This is a genomic window from Thiocapsa sp. C2-2m, from assembly GCF_041903745.1.
GTDB lineage: Bacteria > Pseudomonadota > Gammaproteobacteria > Chromatiales > Chromatiaceae > Thiocapsa > Thiocapsa roseilacustris.
In genome coordinates this window covers 40,033-58,325 of sequence record NZ_JBBWVD010000025.1, presented here as the reverse complement: position 1 = coordinate 58,325, position 18,293 = coordinate 40,033, and the positions used below count along the sequence as shown (strand labels likewise).

Sequence of the window (18,293 nt, the reverse complement as noted above, 5' to 3'; positions counted from 1 at the left end):
GCTCGAGCCGGGGCGGCCCAAGGCCGCCCGGTCCATCCTAGTCCTGATTGCCGCGGAACATCTGCATCGGGTTCGGCATCATCTTCATCGGGTTCATGCCGCTTCCACCGCGATCCTCCTCGCCGGGTCCGTAGCCGGGCCCGTATTCGGGGCCATAACCCTGACCGTAGCCCGGCCCGACGCCGGGGGGCGGGGCGTAGCCCTGGCCATAGCCTTGGCCGTAACCCTGCCCGTAGGCGGGAGCAGGCGGATAGCCCTCCGCAGTGCCGGCTCCGTACCCCGGGGCTTGGCCGTACCCTGGCCCACCGCCGTATCCCTGCAGGGGCATCTGCTGCATCGGAGCGCCGCCCATTTGTGGATCAGTGTAACCGGGCAGGGAACCGTAGCCTTGGCCGGGTGCGCCGCCATACCCCGGCTGCGGGGCTCCGTAGCCGGGTGCGGCGCCGTATCCCGGCGCACCACCGTAACCGGGTGCGCCTTGTGGGTAGTAGCCTTGGGGGTAGCCCTGAGGCGGCGGATAATCGCCCTCCCCGCGGCGATCTTTGTTGCCGCCCATCCATTTGGATGGATTCATCATGTCGCCCATGTCCACTGCGAATGTAGGCCCGCTCAGGACCAAGCTCGCAAGCCCGGCTGTCAGTGCTGTCTTGATGATGTTCATAGCGCTCCGATGTGCTCCTCGTCTGTTGTCATGGTGATGTCTCCTCGCGAGTCGAGTATGGACCCTGCGAGGCCGGATGCCATCACCTGTCCATAGGCTCGGCCGTCTATGCTCGGCCGTCTATGCTCGGACGTCATGGTGCGACGTGGGAAAGCTGGGTTAAGATTGTCGCGGCCGGGACTGACAATGAACCTCGCCTTGGCCGGCCCCGCTCGAGAGGCCGGCTCAAAAAACCATCGACCGAAGCGATTCACCGGAGACCCACGAGATGACGAACGCACTGAGCGCTTTCAGTCCACCTGCGCGCGGCCTCCTCGTCGCGGGCGCCTTCGCGCTGGTCATCGGACTCATGAAGCTTGCGGCCCCTATCCTCGTGCCATTGCTGCTGGCCGTCTTCATCGCCATCATCGCCACCCCGGCACTCAAGTGGATGCGTCAGCGCGGCGTGCCGAAATGGGGCGCGCTGGCCGTCATCATCTTCGTGCTGCTCGACGTCGGCAGCCTCCTGGCGCTAGTCACCACTGGCGCGCTGGAGGGGTTCACTGACAGCCTGCCGACCTATCAGGAGCGCTTCCTGCTGTTGAGCGATCAGCTCGGAGGTTGGATGGAAGGCGTTGGGGTTGGCGGCTCGCGCGAGGCGATCCCGGATCTCATGGACCCCAACAAGGTTGCGATCGCCGTGCGCTATCTCTTGTCCAACGCCAGCGGTTTCTTTGCCACCGGACTCCTGGTGCTGCTCGCCGTCGTCTTCATCCTGCTCGAGGCGAATACGCTGCCCGCCAAGCTGAGGGTTGCCTTCCGGATGACGGAGGCGGGTGATGCGCGCATGAAGCGCCTTTTGGACTCGATCAAGCGTTACATGCTGATCAAGAGCCTGACCAGTCTCGGAACGGCCGTATGCGTCTGGCTCTGGCTGTGGTTTCTCGGCATCGACTTCGCCATCCTGTGGGCGGTGTTGGCCTTCTTCCTGAACTTCATCCCCGTGGTCGGCAACATCGTGATGATGATCCCTGCAGTCCTGCTCGCCTTGGTGCAGGTGGATGTGGCGACGGCCATCTGGGTTGCAGCCGGTTATCTCGTCATCAACACGGTCATCGGCAATGTCCTGGAGCCCCGGATCATGGGCAAAGGGCTGGGCATCTCGACGCTGGCCGTCTTCATCGCGTTGCTGTTCTGGGGATGGATGTTCGGTACGGTGGGGATGTTCCTGGCGGTGCCGCTCACGGCTGCACTGATTATCGCGTTGGACGCGAGCCCGCATACGCGGCCGATCGCGATCTTGCTCGGACCGGCCATCGAGCCCGAACCTGAACCCGCGCTCCGATCTGAACAATAGCCCGACCGGAACCTCGGAACACGGGCCACCGATCTAGCCTTGTCCATAACACCGGCCGGTCGGGGGATGCGCGAGAGCCTAGTCCACCGCGTCCTGCAAAGGGGCGCTGTGGGACTGCGCTCCGCTGGTTCAACCTACCGCGCCCATCGGCGACCAGGCCGGGTTTAGGATCGAGACCGCCTATGCTCTCGCCGCGGACCGCAAATGGAGTTGCGCTCCGTCCAGAGCCGACCCTGTCGGGTCGACTCCCGGATGCCCTAAGGCACCCGAACCGCATGAAACATGCGCCCGTCGCCCCGCTGGACCAGAATTGCAACGGACCGACCCGACTGGATCGCATCGAGGATCCGATTGAACCCTGCCAGATCCTGTACCGGCTGGTTGTCGAGCATCAGGATCACGTCGCCCACGCTCAACCCCGCTTGTTCCGCGGGTCCGGGCTCGACCCCTTCGACCAACACACCGCCTGCAACGACGGCCAACGCCTCGCGCTGCTCCGCCGTGATCTCGCCCGCGAAGAGACCGATCCGATTCGCCGACACCTTCTCCGGCTCGCCGGGGCGAGCCGCGATCTGATCCTCTTCCGGTAGCTCGCCGATCTCGATGCCGAGATCGACCAGCTCGCCGACTCTAAGCACTTGCAGTTGCACGCGCTCGCCGACCGGCGTCATTCCGACCATGGGCGGCAAGGCACTCGAGGTCGGAATCTCCCGTCCGTTATAGGTCACGATGATATCGCCCGGCCGTATCTTCGCGGCCTCGGCCGGACTCCCCGGCAGGACCTGTGCGACCAATGCCCCGCGCGGCTGATTCATCCCGAATGATTCGGCAAGCTCCCGGGTCACGTCCTGAATCAAGACCCCCAGCCACCCGCGGCTGACCCGGCCCTTGGTCTGCAGCTGATCGACCACGTCCATCACGACATCGATCGGGATCGCGAACGAGAGTCCCATGAAACCGCCCGTGCGGCTGTAGATCTGACTGTTGACACCGACCACCTCGCCGTCGAGGTTGAATAAGGGTCCGCCCGAGTTGCCAGGATTGATCGCCACGTCGGTTTGAATGAAGGGAATGTAGTTTTCGCTCGGAAGACTGCGACCTTTGGCGCTCACAATCCCCGCGGTGGCGGAGGACTCGAATCCGAAGGGCGAGCCGATCGCCAGCACCCACGCACCGACCTTGAGGTTCTGAGCGGCGCCGATCTTGACCGCCGGAAGCCCCTCGCCATCGATCTTCAGGAGCGCAATGTCGCTGCGTTTATCCGTGCCGACCAAGGTCGCCACGAACTCGCGCCGATCACTGGTGCGCACGATGATCTCCTCCGCACCCTCGACGACATGGGCGTTGGTCAGTACGAACCCATCGGTCGAGATGATGAATCCGGATCCGAGGGAACGCGATTGAGCGCTATTGTCCGGTAGGGCACCGTCTTCGCCGAAGAAATGCCGGAAAAAATCCTGAAGGGGACTGTCTTCCGGGAGATCGGGAACTGAATATTCACGTAACTCCGCGGCCGAGACCGGCGCCTGTTTGGTGCTGATGTTGACCACCGAGGGGCCGTTCTCGGCGACGAGATCGACAAAGTCCGGAAGCATCCGGCTGGCCGCAAGCCCGGGCATGAGCGCGCCGCAGACCAATGCCGCGAGGGCGAAGGAGAAGATCGGGATGGGGCGCATGGATGCTCCGAAATGAAAAGGTTCGATCGGGCGGCCGCCTCGACCGCAGCGGTGCGGATGTCGCCTGATCGCGTTTGGAGGCTGCCGAAACCTTGTCGTCCGCAAGAAAGGGTCGTCCCGCCGGGCTGCTGCGCCGGAAGGTCGGGTGACTGGTTCGGATCGGCAACGACCCGAATCAGAGTGCCGTCGGAATCACGACCGGCACACCCCGCTCGATGCGACAGACTACCGCCTGCTGATCCGGACGAGTCCGTGACCGCGCACTGTAGCCGCGCAGCCAGAGCAACGCCAGAGTGAAGCCAAGCCCGGCACCGAGCAGCGCCGCCGCATCGGCATAGCGTCCTCCGGCGATACCGGCAAGGGCTTCTCCCGCAAGCGCACCGCCGAGAAGGCCCGCCAGCGGTGCGAAGTAAACCGCAAAAGACACCGAAAGGAGACCCTGCTCGGAGATCCCGAGCACGACCCGCTCGCCAACCGACGCCTGCGCCTGATTCAATGCTTCAACCTGAATCGAGCTGCGCCCGAAGAAGCGCTCGATCAGTGATGTTCCGCAGGCACCGTGCGCGGCACAGCCCCCGCAGACCGTGCGCCGCTCGATCCGGACCCGGGCATAAGAGCCGTCGATCGAAACCACGACACCTGATTCTTCGATCATCGGCGGGTCACTCCGACGGGTTCTCGACACGTTGAACACCGAGCACGGCCGCTTCGACAGTCGCGGACGGGACCTCGCCGACAGCAGTAATCTGGTAACCGTCGACTTGCCGTCCGGCCGCGTGCACGGCACCAATATGGGCCGACCCGCTCAGCCCGTCGCGGGTATCGTCCTCGATGTAGACGGAATACGCGGAGAGCCTATCGGTAAAAAGGAAGTGCTCGACCGCTGCACCGCTCGGATGGTCCATCGCGCCGTGGCGGACCAATTGGAAGCCGGGCGGACGCTCGTCGAAACGCCAGCGGCCCTCGTCCCGGGCCGCAGGGGCACTCCGCAGCCCGACCGCCTCCGCCCTCGCAGGCACGGTCGGGACAGTCGTATCGACCGTGATGGAGGTGAACATCAACTGCTCGAGTGACGAGCCGTTGCTGTCGATCAGATCGGACTTCAGCGGCAGGTAGGTTTCCCGATCGACAAAAAACCGATATCCGTATCTCAGATCATCGCGCGGGATGATCCCGACCACCTCCGTGTCGCGCCCGGCGACCCGCGCGATCCCTTGAATCTCGATACGATAGTGATCGCCGAGCTGCTCCGGGGCAATTCCGTCGGTGTTCAAGAGTCCGCCTGCTCCGGACGGACGTTTGACCGAAATCGGATGTCCGTCGGGCAACACGCACATCACACGATCACGCTCGCGAGTCACCGCCTTGATGGGACCACTCAGCGACAATAACCGCTCCTGGACCTGTCCCGCCTCGTAGCGATGCACCAGGTGCAGGGCCTCGAGTCGGTTGTCGTGCGAGTAGACCAGCGTACCCTCGTAGCTGAGCGATCTCAGCGCCTCGGCCATCCGCTGAAGAAGGTCGCTCGCGCGCTCGGTCACTTCGTCGGCAAGGGTTGCCTGGGCCAACAGCGACAGCACGAGAAACATGCCCAGCCGGTCCGGGAAACGCGGGTTAACGGCCCGCTTCATAGCCGACGAAGGTCGCATAAGGCAGCATGCCCTTGGCCCCGGTCGTCGGGGCAGTCTCTTGGTGGGTCACGAGATAAAGATCCAGCTTGTTGGCCAGCTCGGGGTGGTCCAGGTCCCATCGCTTTGCCGGTACGACGAGGGCAGCCGGCTGCGCGGCAAAGGTCGGCGCCGCGGCGGGAACATCCGAAAGCGAGCCCGCACCGTCGAAGAGGCTCGGGGCCACGAAAACCGCAAGAAAGGCCGCCGCTGCTGCAAGCGCGATACCTGCGATCGGCCGGTTGGGTCTCGCCCGCTCGGCACCGCGCCCGCGCGGGGCGAAGACAGCGGGCTCATGAGCGATCCGCTCGCGGACCACATCAGCAACCCCGCGGTATGATCCTTGAATAGGCTCGCCGCGAATCGCCGAACCGATCGCGTGAAAGCGCTCCCACGTGCCCCGCAGGTCGGGATCGCGCGTCATCGCATCGACGAGGCGCGCGGTCCCGGCGGGATCGAGCGTGCCGTCCTGAAGCTCGGAAATGCGTTGTCGTAGCTCGTCGCTCATTGCTGCTTGCCTGGGCTGAGAATTCATGTGTTGGATGGCCGACGTAGAGGGATCATCTCGACATCCCCGGCCGGGCGGTTACGCCGCGGAGCGGATTCGACCTCGCATGCCGCAGACCGCTCGCTGACGTTTTGACGCCTGCAAGCCGTCATGGTTCGAGGAGCGGCCTCAACCGCTTGTCGATTGCGTCCCTGGCGCGAAAAATCCGCGAGCGTACGGTACCGATCGGGCACGCCATTGCGGTTGCGATTTCCTCGTAGCTCATGCCCTCGAGCTCACGCAGGACGATGGCCGTGCGCAGATCGTCGGGGAGATCGTCGAGCGCACGCTGCACGGTCTGCGCGATCTCGTCGGTCAGGGCGAGACGCTCGGGCGTGCCCGAATCGCGAAGGCGAACGCCCATGTCCATCTGCTCGGCGACCTCGGCCTCGACATCGTCCCCCGGGGGGCGGCGTCCCTGAGCTACCAGGTGATTCTTCACCGTGTTCACTGCGATCCGGTAGAGCCAGGTGTAAAACGCACTCTCGCCGCGAAACGCCGGCAGCGCGCGGTATGCCTTGAGAAAGGCATCCTGGCTGACGTCCATCACCTCGCTCGGATCACGGATATACCGAGAGATCAGATTCGCCACCTTCTGCTGATACTTCAACACCAAGAGGTCGAACGCGCGCTTATCTCCGTTCTGGGCGCGCGCCACGAGCACCTGATCGGCTGTGCGCTCAGACATGGACGCGGGCCTTGGCGCTGCTGACCAGCAATTCCGTTGGCATGGACAATTCCCCGATTCGGAAGTTCTTGAGCACACTCAAGTGCGGCCGAGGCCCTCTAAATAAAGCGACAAACCTTGATCCCGCCCATGAAATGGGTGAGTTTACGGCGAACCGCCTCGATCGCCCAACTCAACCCGATCACACTCGGGATAGAAGCTCGTGAAGACGCAGGTCTCAACCCGTCCGGCCTCGACGCCTGACCCATACCCTACCGTTCTAAGGTTCCGATCATGCCAGCCACGCCTCACCGTTACGACGTTCTGATTCTCGGCAGCGGCGCCGCCGGATTAAGCCTTGCACTGCGCCTACACGAGGACCTTTCGGTCGCCGTGGTCTCCAAGCGAGAGCTCCGGGAAGGCAGCACGCTCTATGCGCAAGGCGGCATCTCGGCCGTGCTGGATGCAACCGACTCGATCGAATCCCATGTCCAGGACACGCTGAAGGCCGGGGCCGGGCTCTGCGACCGTCGCGTGGTCAAGCAGATTGTAGAGCGCGGACCGGACAACATCCGCTGGCTGCTCGATCAGGGCGTGGAGTTTACACGGGACGAAGCCAGCGCATCGACAGGCGGCTATCACCTCACCCGCGAAGGCGGTCATACCCATCGCCGGGTCATCCACGCCGCCGATGCAACCGGTCGTGCCGTAGCAACGACGCTCGAGGCACAGGTGCGCATCAAGCCGAACGTCACCCTGTTCGAGCAGCACATCGCCGTCGACCTCATCACCTCCAAGCATCGCCCCGGCAAAACGGACCGGCGCTGTCTCGGCGCCTACATCCTTGACTTAGGCACGGGACAGGTCGAAGTCTACCTCGCGCGTTTTGTCGTCTTGGCGACCGGAGGGGCGAACAAGGTCTATCTTTACACCAGCAACCCGGATGTCTCCACCGGCGACGGCATCGCGATGGCCTGGCGAGCCGGATGTCGGGTCGCGAATATGGAGTTCATGCAGTTTCACCCGACCTGTCTCTATCACCCGGAGGCCCGCTCCTACCTGATTACGGAGGCGTTGCGCGGAGAAGGCGCGCGTCTGTTGTTGCCCGACGGCGAGCGCTTCATGCCCCGCTTCGATCCACGTGCCGAGCTCGCCCCGCGCGACATCGTGGCACGCGCCATCGACCACGAGATGAAGCGGCTCGGTACCGCCTGCGTCTATCTCGACATCTCGCATCGCCCCGCCGATTTCGTGATCGAGCATTTCCCGACCATCCATCAACGTTGTTTGAAGCTGGGAATCGACATCACCACCGATCCCATCCCGGTCGTCCCGGCGGCACATTACACGTGCGGCGGCGTGATGGTCGATGACCGAGCCCGCACCGATCTGCCCGGTCTCTACGCGAGCGGCGAGACCGCCTACACGGGCCTGCACGGAGCGAACCGGATGGCCAGCAACTCGCTTCTGGAATGTCTGGTGTATTCGGAGCTGGCGGCCGAGGATATTGCACGCCTGATGAACGAGATCCCGCACCCGCCCGAGGTGCAACCCTGGGACGAGAGCCGGGTTACGGAGCCGGACGAAGAGGTGGTGGTCACACACAATTGGGATGAGCTGCGGCGTTTCATGTGGGACTATGTCGGTATCGTACGTACCAACAAGCGCCTGCGCCGCGCCAAACGCCGTGCGGACCTGCTGCAACAGGAGGTCATCGAGTACTACAGCAGATTCCGGGTCAGCAACGACCTGATCGAGCTGCGCAACCTGCTTGAGGTCGCCGACCTGATCATCCAATCGGCGCTGCGGCGGCGCGAGAGTCGCGGACTGCATTACACCCTGGATTTTCCGGACAAGGACGCGACCCAGCGTACCCCGACCATCCTGATCCCGGACAGCTACCGACCACGACACGGCGATTGAGGACAAGGTCGCTTGCGGGCATTTAGACCGTGTAGGAACGGATGAAAAAGAAGTAAAACGACTCGACGAGAGAATACCTTTACCGCGGTTCTCGTTGTCGTTGTCGTTGTCGTCCTCGACAGCGACTAACGACAACGACAACGACAACGACAACGATTGGATTCAGAGCTCATGGTAGTTCCGACACGTGACCTCGCCTCGAGCTTGAATATCGATCACCGGGGAACGGTCGTTCGGCAGACCCACCGCACCCCGATGAAAAGGGAAGCGACCGATCGCCCGTTTCTCAATGCTCAAGATTGACTTAGCCCGAAGGCGACCATTTTCGAAGTAGGTTATATTGCCGCGTTACGTCGGAGCGCTTACAAGGGTCCTCGCGCGCGTCGATTTCGCTGTCCGATTCGATGCGTCGCCCGGCCCGACCGTCGCGCACCCGCGGCCCAACGGCACCGCCCGGTTCCGCCCGCGTTAGCCCGCGATCCGCCCGGTCCCGCCCGACATCCCCCCGCAATTGGAGAACGATCAAGATGACCGACTATGTCCGCTGGCTGAGCGAGCTCGGAATGGACGACGTCCCCGTCGTCGGCGGCAAGAACGCGTCGCTCGGCGAGATGATCCAGAACCTCACCGACCTGGGTGTTCAGGTGCCGGGCGGATTTGCGACGACCGCCGACGCCTACCGCGAGTTCCTCGCCAAAGATGGACTGGACGAGCGCATCCAAGCGGTCCTCGACGCGTTGGACGTCGACGACGTCACGGCGCTCTCCCAGGCCGGCCCGCGCATCCGCGGATGGGTCATGGAGCAGCCCTTCCCGGCGGCGCTTGAAGCGGCGATCGACGACGCCTTCGCCCGTCTGACCGCCGAGGCCGGCACCGCCGCGGTCTCCTGGGCCGTGCGCTCCTCGGCCACCGCCGAGGATCTGCCCGACGCCTCCTTTGCCGGTCAGCAGGAGACCTTCCTCAACGTCGAGGGTCTGGACAACATCAAGCACCGGATCAAGGAGGTCTTCGCCTCCCTGTTCAACGACCGGGCCATCTCCTACCGCGTCCATCAGGGCTTCGAGCACCGCAATGTCGCCCTCTCGGCCGGCATCCAGCGCATGGTACGCAGCGATCTTGCCGCCTCCGGGGTCATGTTCACGCTGGATACCGAATCGGGTTTTCGCGACGCCGTCTTCATCACCTCGAGCTACGGGCTCGGCGAGATGGTCGTGCAGGGCGCGGTCAACCCCGACGAGTTCTACGTCCATAAGCCCACGCTCGCCGCCGGCCGGCCCGCGATCCTGCGCCGCAGCGTCGGCGACAAAGCGATCCGCATGGTCTACGACGGCACCGCGGGCACCAAAAGCCCGGTGCGCACCGAGGATGTCCCCGACGCCGATCGGCAGCGCTTCAGCATCACGGATGCCGAGATCGAGCAGCTCGCACGCCAGGCGGTGCTGATCGAGCAGCACTACGGCCGCCCGATGGATATCGAGTGGGCCAAAGACGGCAACGACGGCAAGCTCTATGTCGTACAGGCGCGTCCAGAGACCGTGCAGAGCCGCTCCGGAAACGTGATCGAGCGCTATGTGCTGCGCGAGAAGGGGCCGGTGCTCACCACCGGTCGCAGTATCGGCAGCCGCATCGGCGCCGGCGCGGCCAAGATCGTCTCGAGCATCGCCGACATGCACCGTGTCGAGGCCGGCGACGTCCTGATCACAGACATGACCGACCCCGACTGGGAGCCGGTGATGAAGCGCGCGGCGGCCATCGTCACCAACCGCGGCGGGCGGACCTGCTTCTCCGGTGACACCCTCCTGCTGACCAACCGGGGATTCATGACCTTCGCCGATCTCCATGCGCGTGGGCACGATGGAATCCGCGTGCCCTCCCTGCATCGCGATACGCTCAAGGTCGAATGGAAGCCGGTCGAAGCCGTCATACAGAAGCAGGCGGCCACGATCAAGGTCGAGATCTCTCAGACCGGCCGGATGCAGGGCAATACCCTGACCCTGACGCCTGATCACAAGATGCTCAATCTGGCGGAAGCAAAGCTGGTCGACAGCGAGATGCAGCGGATACTTGAGGATGGCGACGCCGTCCTGCTCGCTCAGCATTTGCCGCAGCTCTCCAGCTCCACCGACAAAGAGCGCTCGCTGGCCTATCTGCTCGGCGGGCTCATGAGCGATGGCCACATCCATCTGACCCGGACCCACGGCGAGGTGACCTTCATCAAGAAGCCGACCGAGCTCAAGCAGCAGTTCATCGCCCGCATGAACACAGCGCTGCTGGAGAACTATGGCAAGGGCTTCAGTACCTCCGCCAAACAGGTCTCGCAAGGTTTCATCCGGGGCGCGCAAGTCGTCGGTCAGGCCAACGCCTATCGTTGTTATTCCAAGGCCATCGCCGAAGATCTGAGCCTCGAACAGGAGGGCATCGTCACCACGCTCCTGCAGGCCGACGTCGACTTGGCCGCGAGTTTCCTCGCCGGTCTGATCGATGGCGATGGCAGCTTCAAGCATGGCCGCGTCAATCTGTATGTGTCGGATACCGAAACGCTGCAAGCCGTCGCGGTAGCCTGTCTTCGGCTTGGCACGGTGCCGCAGGTCACCAGCAACCGCCACATCCATAACGTGCAGATCGTCGAGAAACTCGATCTGATCGGGCAGTATACGCAGCGCGTCAAGTGTCGTGACGAGCGCCGGGTCGGCAGCCGCTTCTTCAACACGCGCCAACTCTTCAGCGCCGATGTCAATTCGGACGTCAACAACCGGGTCAGAAAGGGCTATCTGATCGCCGAGCGCGCCATCGCCGAGAGCCTGCCGCGATTGGATTCCGCGCAGGCCGCGCGCCTGCAAACCCTGCTGGATTCGGATGTCCGTCAATCCCGAGTCCGTCTGGTCGAGACGCGCGGGGAAGAGGCGGTCTACAACATCACGGTGGCCGACCATCACAACTATATCGTCTTCACCGAGCGCTATTCCCCGGTGCTGGTCAACAACTGCCATGCGGCGATTATTGCCCGCGAGTTGGGCGTGCCGGCTGTCGTCGGCTGCAACAACGCGACCGACGTGGTGCAGGACGGCCAGCTTGTCACCGTCAGTTGCGCAGAGGGCGACACGGGTCTCATCTACGACGGCAAGCTGGCGTTCGACTACAAGACCGTCGAACTCTCGGCCATGCCCGAGATCCCGGTAAAGATCATGATGAACGTCGGCAACCCGGATCGTGCCTTCGCCTTCGCGGCCACGCCGAACGCCGGTATCGGTCTGGCGCGTCTGGAGTTCATCATCAACAACATGATCGGGATCCACCCCAAAGCGCTGCTCGAATTCGACCAGCTCCCGGCGGACCTCAAGGCCAAGATCGCACCGCGCATCGCCGCCTACAAAAGCCCGCGCGAGTTCTACATCGCCAAGCTCGCCGAAGGCATCTCGACCCTGGCCGCCGCCTTCGCACCCAACACCGTCATCGTGCGCATGTCGGACTTCAAGTCCAACGAATACGCCAACCTGGTCGGCGGCACCCGCTACGAGCCCGAGGAAGAGAACCCCATGATCGGGTTCCGGGGGGCCGGACGCTACGTGGCACCGGACTTCAAGGCATGCTTCGAGCTCGAATGCGAGGCGCTCAAGCGCGTGCGCAACGACATGGGTCTGACCAATGTCGAGATCATGATCCCCTTCGTGCGGACGCTCAAACAGGCCAAGGCGGTCGTCGAGGCGCTCGCCGAGCAGGGCCTTGCGCGCGGCAAGAACGACTTGCGCCTCATCATGATGTGCGAGTTGCCCTCCAATGCCGTGCTGGCGGAGGAGTTCCTGGAGTATTTCGACGGCTTCTCGATCGGCTCCAACGACATGACCCAGCTCACGTTGGGACTGGATCGCGACTCCAGCCTGGTCGCCGAGAGCTTCGACGAGCGCGATCCGGCGGTGAAGAAGATGCTGTCGATGGCGATCGCCGCCTGCCGCGCCCAAGGCAAGTATGTCGGCATCTGCGGTCAGGGCCCGTCGGACCACAAGGATTTCGCCGACTGGCTCCTCAAGGAAGGGATCACCAGCATCTCGCTCAATCCGGATACCGTCATCGATACCTGGATCTATCTGGCGGAGCAGGCGAAGACGCTCTGAGGCTGAACCGCCGCAGAATTTTGTCGTTGTCGTTGTCGTTGTCGGCCGGAATCCGATTACGACAACGACAACGACAACGAGTAGAGCCTTCGACCACGTTTCCTGGTTCCGGCTCTGCCGGTAGATCCTTTTCCTGAAATCACTTTCGTCGCGTCAAGGTGAACTCGTGCAGCGCAGTTCCCCCCCGTCGGGGCAGGACCCTCCAAGCTTGAATCGCCGGCACATGCGTGCAACGCGGAGCCTTGTGACTGGAAAGCGATATGAGTGAAGCTGCCGCATACTGGTTCTCCCCCGCTCCATGTGAAGTCACGTCGTCACGTCTCTCTCTCGATTTCAATCTGCGCGCGGCCGACCTGTTCTTTCGTGAACTCGTGGTGCCCGGACTCGGGCGCATCTGGTTCGTGCGGCAGCTCTCCTGGCCTTTGGCCGCGCTAGCGCTCCATGAAGAGCTTGCGAGCCACGGCTCGAACGTACCGAAGCCCACCGTCATCTGCCACGGCATCGAAGCGCTGGCGTGCAAGCTGGAGTATCGAAAGGATCCAGACGACCGAGAGGAACGCTCGCGCCGTATCCTCGGGCGAAGAGCGTTTGGCCGCGATACCGAGAGTTCCGTATGGTCCTTCCAGCGGCTGAGCCAAGCGAAGAACTACGTCCGCAACACGCACCGCCAAGCCGCGACGCGTGCGATCCGTGTCGACGGTGGGCTTGGTTTCGCGAGGGGCTCGCGCTTCGATCCGTTCGAGCTGGAGCCGGTCGGGCGCGCGCTGGCCAGCGCATTCCTTGACCAACCCGTCGGGAAAGGCGGCACCAGCCTTCGCAGATGGCTGCTCGGGTGGCTCGAAGGCAACCGCGAGATCTCGGGCTGGCCCAAGACCCTCCTGCAAGCGCTGTCGCCCGAACACCCCACCGACGACGAGCGCGCCCTGGTACGTTCACGGCTGCTCGGAACCTCGACGTCTGCGAGCGAGAAGCAGCAGCGGCTGGCCCGCGCGATTGGACGCGCAGGAGACCTTCCGAGCATCGAGGATGGCGTCGTCGCTCGTCTCCGCGAGGCCGGTCATCGCGAGCAGGCCAACGAAGTCGTCGCAGCGCGTGCGTTCGGCGCAGTGCTCGACCGGGCGCGTGACGCGGTTGCGAGCCTGACCCGCGCGGTCGAGCCCGGGCGTGGCGGTGTGAAGCTCACGACTCTGGCCAGTGATTCGGCGCTCAAGAAGTCGACCAAGGACCTCCGGACCGCCTCGAAGAACTACGTCGAGAAGGCGAACACAGCGGGCGTCAAGGAGGCAACGAGCCGGTCGTTCGCAGACACAGTCGCTGCGGGCGACGACGTGGAAGGTATCCGAATCCTCGCCCGACGTTCTGGGGAGGTGCTCGGGCTCGCCGACGGCTCCGTCACCCGCGGCCCGCTGTTCCGCGTCGTCGACGGCACCGATGAAGCGAGCGACCTCGAAGACGGCGCGGCGAGCATCGAGCCAGATCGGACAGGGCGAACGTTCCGCATCGCGAACCTCCACTCGCTCCTGCGCGACGTCGACCAGCGAGGTGCGCGATGAGCGCCGAGACGCTGCTCGACATCTTCGTGCCGCCCGAGGGCATGGTCGGGTACAGCGCCGCTCTCGTCGCCATGACCGGCGCAGATGACTTCCTCGAGGATGCCGTGCAGCGATTCACCGGGCTGCGGCCACGGCAACGCGCGGCGCTGGGCGACGTGCTCGTGTACCTGATGCTGGACGGGCATGCGTCGTCGTCGCGGCAGGGAGTCTTTCCGCCTGGGCGCATCCCTGGTCTCCACGAGTTTCAGCCGCGCGCGGTCGCACCTGGTTCGCTGCTGCACGCAAAGGTCGCGCTGCTGGCGTTCGCACCGAGCCGGGAGGGCGCACCCGTCCATCTTCGGCTCGCCGTGCTCACGGCCAACTACACGTACACATCGGCGCGGCAGCAGCTCGAGCTCGTGTGGGTCGTCGATCTCCCGCTCGTCGGCAGCGCCCGTGTCGAGGACCGCGCCGACGTCGCAGCGGCGGCTGCGTTCGTCGAGACACTCCTCGCGCGGCGCTTCCATCGCGATGAGCAGCCGCTCCCGGTGAAGGAGCACAAGCTGACCGCACGGCTCGACGTGCTCCTCGCGGCGGCATCTTCGCTTGATCCTGCGAACCGCAAACCGCGCTTCATCCACGCGGGCTATCTCCGCGATGGCCACGTGAGCAACGGCTGGCTCTACCTCGGGTCCGGCAACCTCTCGCGCCGCGGCATCCTCACGCACGGCCGGATGGCCGATGGGAACGTGGAGACTGGCGTGGTCTTCGCGGTCGACGAACGGCTCGATGGTGAGGCGATCGAGCGCTGGCTGTTCTGGTCGGACGAAGCCGAGACCGTTGGCGACGAGGAGTGGGCCATCGGCCAGGTGGGCGACGCGCCGGACACGCAGCCCATCATGGAAGCACCGCCGATCCTCTCGGCGACGATCGAGACTTCGCCGTCCCAACATCTGCGCTTGCTCTGGCGCGATGACGTCTCGACCGAGTTGCGCGTGAGCATCTCCTGGACGGGCCGCGACTGGTTCGACGTGAAGAGAGGGGACGGCGTCCCGCTGCAGAACGACGAGAGTCCAACCGCGCTCAACGTCGCTGGCGAAAGCGCCCACAGGTGGGTCGTACCCATCGTGGACGCCGCCGGGCGCGTTGGGTGGCAACCGCCACGCTTCGACACCTACGCTGATGCGCTTGCGGCCCTCCTCGATTTCCCAATTCGTCCTGCCGAGGCTACGGACGACGATGACAGTGACGAAGAGGATGGTCGCGACAAGAGCCGCGAGAAGCGGCCTGGAGAAAGGAAGGGCGAGAGAAGCGAGCTGGAAAAAACCTATGCGCTGGACGCGGCCGCCGAACTCATCGAGAAGGTCGCGGCGCTTCAAGGGGCGCTGCCGGAGTCGATGCTGGACGACTGGCTCGGCCATCTCGATCGGATGTTCCATGCATCCTTTCCTCAAGCACTCATTGAGACCTGGCGGACGCATCGTCTCAATATATTCCTGCACCTTAAGGCAGAGGAACTGCGACCACCAAATCTGAATGAACAGCAGAAAGCCAGGTACTCCGAGGTGCTCGATGGCGCGGCGCGAGCATGGGGTCTCCGATGAGCTTCTCGTGGACGCGCGCGGCTACCGCGCTTCAGAAGCTTGTCGCAGAGGACGCGGCGAAGCCGCGTGAAGAGCAGGATCTCGACGACGGTCAGCGGGCCTCGCTTGCATGGATGGCCAAGCGGCTGGCGCAGAGCGGTCTCGTACTCGCCGACGAGGTCGGCACCGGCAAGACGCGCATCGCGTGCGCGGTGGTTCACGCAGTGCTCGACGCGGGCGGTCGCGCGGCGGTTGTCGTGCCCCACGGACTCATGCACCAGTGGCTCGCGGAGTCGCGGAAGTTGCGAACCAGCGCGCCGCCTCCGAAGGAACTGACGACGTTCACCGGGTTTCTCCGTGAGGCGTCCGCCACTGATGCCTCGCCGTGGGTTCTCATCGCGCAGAGCCAAGTCGGGCGTGAGGGGCTCAACCTGCACGAGTCCTGTCGCGTCGTGGTTCAGTTCCACGCCGAATGGAACCCTGCCGTTCTTGAGCAGCAGATCGGCCGCGTTGACCGCAAGGGCAGCCTCTGGGAGCGGCTCGCGAGGAAGTGGATTGAGGATGGAAAACAAGGAGAGCCGCCGTTTGTTGAGGTGCGTCAACTTGTCTTGGAAGGTACCTACGACGCCTTTCAGTGGGACCGCGTCAAGAGCCGGCAGCACGTCTTCGACGCCAGCCTCTTCGGCTCGTTGCTACCCGCCAACGCATGGGATCGCGTCCCAAAGGATCGCCTCAAGGAACTCAATGCCTGCGCTCCGAGATTCAATCCTTGAGGCGCAACGATTTTTACCGATGATCCATCGTCATGCTGTTCGCGCTGCTGTGCCAAGGCAGAGGCAGGCAAAAATGGGCGTAAATGGGTGTAGTATTGGTTCATGCCGAAAGCCGACACCCTCCAGATCACCCCCGAGATCCTGAATCTCATCGCCCGGATCGACGAGTTCAAGGGCGCCTGGCGTGCCTTGGGTACGCTCGCGCCTGACCGTCTGTCGGCCTTGCGGCGGGTGGCCACCATCGAGAGCATCGGTTCCTCGACCCGCATCGAGGGCAGCAAGCTATCTGATCGGGAAGTGGAAGGGCTGCTCTCGAATCTGGAAATCCAGTCATTCGCGACCCGTGACGAGCAGGAAGTCGCCGGTTACGCCGAGTTGATGGATCTGGTCTTTTCATCGTGGCAGGACATCCCGTTCACCGAGAACCACATCAAGCAGTTGCACCAGATCCTGCTGCGCCACAGCGAGAAGGACGCTCGGCATCGCGGCCACTACAAGACCCATCCCAACAGCGTCGCCGCCTTCGATGACACCGGGGCGCAACTCGGCATCGTGTTCCAGACCGCATCGCCCTTCGACACGCCGCGCCTGATGACCGAACTGGTAGCCTGGGTGCACCTAGCGCGCGAAACGGCGCGACTGCATCCGCTGCTGATCATCGCCATTTGCATCGTCGTGTTTCTGGAGATTCATCCCTTTCAGGACGGCAACGGCCGGCTCTCCCGTGTGCTGACCGCGCTGCTGCTCCTGCAAGCCGGCTATGCCTACGTGCCGTACAGCTCCCTGGAAAGCGTGATCGAGCAGAACAAGGACGCCTACTACCTGGCGCTGCGCCAGAACCAGGGCACGATCCGCACGGAGTCGCCGAACTGGCAGCCCTGGCTGGAGTTTTTCCTGCGCTCGCTCACCGAGCAGGTACGGCGACTGGAGAAAAAGGTCGAGCGCGAACGGATCGTGCTGGCAACCATGCCTGAATTGCAGCTCGTGATTGTCGAGTTCGCCCGCGAGCATGGTCGGGTCACGATGGGAGAGGCTATCGCGCTGACCAGAGCCAGTCGCAATACGCTCAAGCAGCACTTCCGCGCCTTGGTCGAACGCGGCACACTGAATCAGCACGGCAGTGGTCGTGGGGTTTGGTACGAGCTGCGCTGAACTCTCGGCCATGCCCGAGATCCCGGTGAAGATCATGATGAACGTCGGCAACCCGGACCGCGCCTTCGCCTTCGCGGCCACGCCGAACGCCGGTATCGGTCTGGCGCGTCTGGAGTTCATCATCAACAACATGATCGGGATCCACCCCAAAGCGCTGCCCGAATTCGACCAGCTCCCGGCGGACCTCAAGGCCAGGATCGCACCGCGCATCGCCGCCTATGCCAGCCCGCGCGAGTTCTATATCGCCAAGCTCGCCGAAGGCATCTCAACCCTGGCCGCAGCCTTCGCGCCCAACACCGTCATCGTGCGCATGTCGGACTTCAAATCCAACGAATACGCCAACCTGGTCGGCGGGACGCGCTACGAGCCCGAGGAAGAGAATCCGATGATCGGGTTCCGGGGCGCCGGTCGCTATGTCGCACCGAATTTCCAGGAATGCTTCGATTCGCCGACTGGCTGCTCAAGGAAGGGATCACCAGCATCTCGCTCAATCCGGATACCGTCATCGACACCTGGATCTATCTGGCGGAGCAGGCGAAGACGCTCTGAGTCTGAACCACGTCCCCGTGGGCGCATGCGGGTACCGAGGTCGATAGGGCCTCGGTCGATTCTGGCGTTGTCGAGGGGACGCGGTTCAGGAAATTGGTTCGGATGAACGATCGCC

General features: G+C 63.8%; 13 protein-coding genes and 1 pseudogene. 8 read left to right on the top strand and 6 right to left on the bottom strand.

Going from position 1 to position 18,293, the window contains the following annotated elements:
* Positions 1-37: 37 nt before the first annotated feature.
* Entirely contained in the window at positions 38-661 is a 624-nt protein-coding gene (locus AADX97_RS18805; RefSeq protein ID WP_374235635.1) for a hypothetical protein, read from the bottom strand.
* A gap of 268 nt (positions 662-929) precedes the next feature.
* On the opposite strand from AADX97_RS18805, the gene AADX97_RS18800 reads away from it, so the two are divergent.
* On the top strand, positions 930-1,997 hold the full coding sequence (locus AADX97_RS18800) for an AI-2E family transporter (RefSeq protein ID WP_374235633.1): 1,068 nt from the start codon (positions 930-932) through the stop codon (positions 1,995-1,997).
* A 257-nt stretch (positions 1,998-2,254) separates the two neighbouring features.
* Here the strand turns inward: AADX97_RS18800 and AADX97_RS18795 are convergent, their stop codons facing one another.
* The 5 genes from AADX97_RS18795 to rpoE all read right to left on the bottom strand — a co-directional run bounded on the left by AADX97_RS18795 (position 2,255) and on the right by rpoE (position 6,575).
* On the bottom strand, positions 2,255-3,673 hold the full coding sequence (locus AADX97_RS18795; protein WP_374235632.1) for a DegQ family serine endoprotease: 1,419 nt from the start codon (positions 3,671-3,673) through the stop codon (positions 2,255-2,257).
* A gap of 175 nt (positions 3,674-3,848) precedes the next feature.
* Positions 3,849-4,328, bottom strand: a complete 480-nt coding sequence (locus tag AADX97_RS18790) for a SoxR reducing system RseC family protein (RefSeq protein ID WP_374235630.1) — start codon at positions 4,326-4,328, stop codon at positions 3,849-3,851.
* A gap of 7 nt (positions 4,329-4,335) precedes the next feature.
* Entirely contained in the window at positions 4,336-5,262 is a 927-nt protein-coding gene (locus AADX97_RS18785; protein ID WP_374235629.1) for a MucB/RseB C-terminal domain-containing protein, read from the bottom strand.
* A gap of 25 nt (positions 5,263-5,287) precedes the next feature.
* On the bottom strand, positions 5,288-5,848 hold the full coding sequence (locus AADX97_RS18780) for a sigma-E factor negative regulatory protein (RefSeq protein ID WP_374235627.1): 561 nt from the start codon (positions 5,846-5,848) through the stop codon (positions 5,288-5,290).
* Between the two features lie 148 nt (positions 5,849-5,996).
* Complete coding sequence (gene rpoE / locus AADX97_RS18775; protein WP_093028530.1) at positions 5,997-6,575, bottom strand: RNA polymerase sigma factor RpoE; 579 nt, start codon at positions 6,573-6,575, stop codon at positions 5,997-5,999.
* A gap of 273 nt (positions 6,576-6,848) precedes the next feature.
* Here rpoE and nadB point away from each other — a divergent pair, with 273 nt between their 5' ends.
* The 7 genes and pseudogenes from nadB to AADX97_RS18740 form a co-directional block, all read left to right on the top strand.
* Positions 6,849-8,477 (top strand): L-aspartate oxidase, encoded by a 1,629-nt coding sequence (gene nadB / locus AADX97_RS18770; RefSeq protein ID WP_374235625.1) that lies wholly within the window; start codon positions 6,849-6,851, stop codon positions 8,475-8,477.
* 527 nt (positions 8,478-9,004) lie between these two features.
* Positions 9,005-12,589, top strand: a complete 3,585-nt coding sequence (ppsA, locus tag AADX97_RS18765; protein WP_374235623.1) for a phosphoenolpyruvate synthase — start codon at positions 9,005-9,007, stop codon at positions 12,587-12,589.
* Positions 12,590-12,849: 260 nt separating this feature from the next.
* Positions 12,850-14,142, top strand: coding sequence for a hypothetical protein (locus AADX97_RS18760; RefSeq protein WP_374235621.1), 1,293 nt, complete (start codon positions 12,850-12,852; stop codon positions 14,140-14,142).
* The gene (locus AADX97_RS18755) at positions 14,139-15,725 is read left to right on the top strand and encodes a hypothetical protein (RefSeq protein WP_374235619.1); all 1,587 of its coding nucleotides are present in this window, start codon (positions 14,139-14,141) and stop codon (positions 15,723-15,725) included. Before AADX97_RS18760 ends, AADX97_RS18755 begins: the two co-directional genes overlap by 4 nt.
* The gene (locus tag AADX97_RS18750; RefSeq protein WP_374235617.1) at positions 15,722-16,477 is read left to right on the top strand and encodes an SNF2-related protein; all 756 of its coding nucleotides are present in this window, start codon (positions 15,722-15,724) and stop codon (positions 16,475-16,477) included. Before AADX97_RS18755 ends, AADX97_RS18750 begins: the two co-directional genes overlap by 4 nt.
* 102 nt (positions 16,478-16,579) lie before the next feature.
* Positions 16,580-17,629, top strand: a complete 1,050-nt coding sequence (locus AADX97_RS18745; protein ID WP_374235616.1) for a Fic family protein — start codon at positions 16,580-16,582, stop codon at positions 17,627-17,629.
* Positions 17,625-18,071 (top strand): annotated as a pseudogene (locus tag AADX97_RS18740) (putative PEP-binding protein); the annotation flags it as partial. The gene AADX97_RS18745 and the pseudogene AADX97_RS18740, both read left to right, overlap by 5 nt.
* Positions 18,072-18,293: the final 222 nt, after the last annotated feature.

Bases quoted from the DNA above. Each gene is read 5' to 3' on its own strand.
- AADX97_RS18805 (WP_374235635.1), bottom strand. From the start codon at position 661: ATGAACATCATCAAGACAGCACTGACAGCCGGGCTTGCGAGCTTGGTC.
- AADX97_RS18800 (WP_374235633.1), top strand. From the start codon at position 930: ATGACGAACGCACTGAGCGCTTTCAGTCCACCTGCGCGCGGCCTCCTC.
- AADX97_RS18795 (WP_374235632.1), bottom strand. From the start codon at position 3,673: ATGCGCCCCATCCCGATCTTCTCCTTCGCCCTCGCGGCATTGGTCTGC.
- AADX97_RS18790 (WP_374235630.1), bottom strand. From the start codon at position 4,328: ATGATCGAAGAATCAGGTGTCGTGGTTTCGATCGACGGCTCTTATGCC.
- AADX97_RS18785 (WP_374235629.1), bottom strand. From the start codon at position 5,262: ATGTTTCTCGTGCTGTCGCTGTTGGCCCAGGCAACCCTTGCCGACGAA.
- AADX97_RS18780 (WP_374235627.1), bottom strand. From the start codon at position 5,848: ATGAGCGACGAGCTACGACAACGCATTTCCGAGCTTCAGGACGGCACG.
- rpoE (WP_093028530.1), bottom strand. From the start codon at position 6,575: ATGTCTGAGCGCACAGCCGATCAGGTGCTCGTGGCGCGCGCCCAGAAC.
- nadB (WP_374235625.1), top strand. From the start codon at position 6,849: ATGCCAGCCACGCCTCACCGTTACGACGTTCTGATTCTCGGCAGCGGC.
- ppsA (WP_374235623.1), top strand. From the start codon at position 9,005: ATGACCGACTATGTCCGCTGGCTGAGCGAGCTCGGAATGGACGACGTC.
- AADX97_RS18760 (WP_374235621.1), top strand. From the start codon at position 12,850: ATGAGTGAAGCTGCCGCATACTGGTTCTCCCCCGCTCCATGTGAAGTC.
- AADX97_RS18755 (WP_374235619.1), top strand. From the start codon at position 14,139: ATGAGCGCCGAGACGCTGCTCGACATCTTCGTGCCGCCCGAGGGCATG.
- AADX97_RS18750 (WP_374235617.1), top strand. From the start codon at position 15,722: ATGAGCTTCTCGTGGACGCGCGCGGCTACCGCGCTTCAGAAGCTTGTC.
- AADX97_RS18745 (WP_374235616.1), top strand. From the start codon at position 16,580: ATGCCGAAAGCCGACACCCTCCAGATCACCCCCGAGATCCTGAATCTC.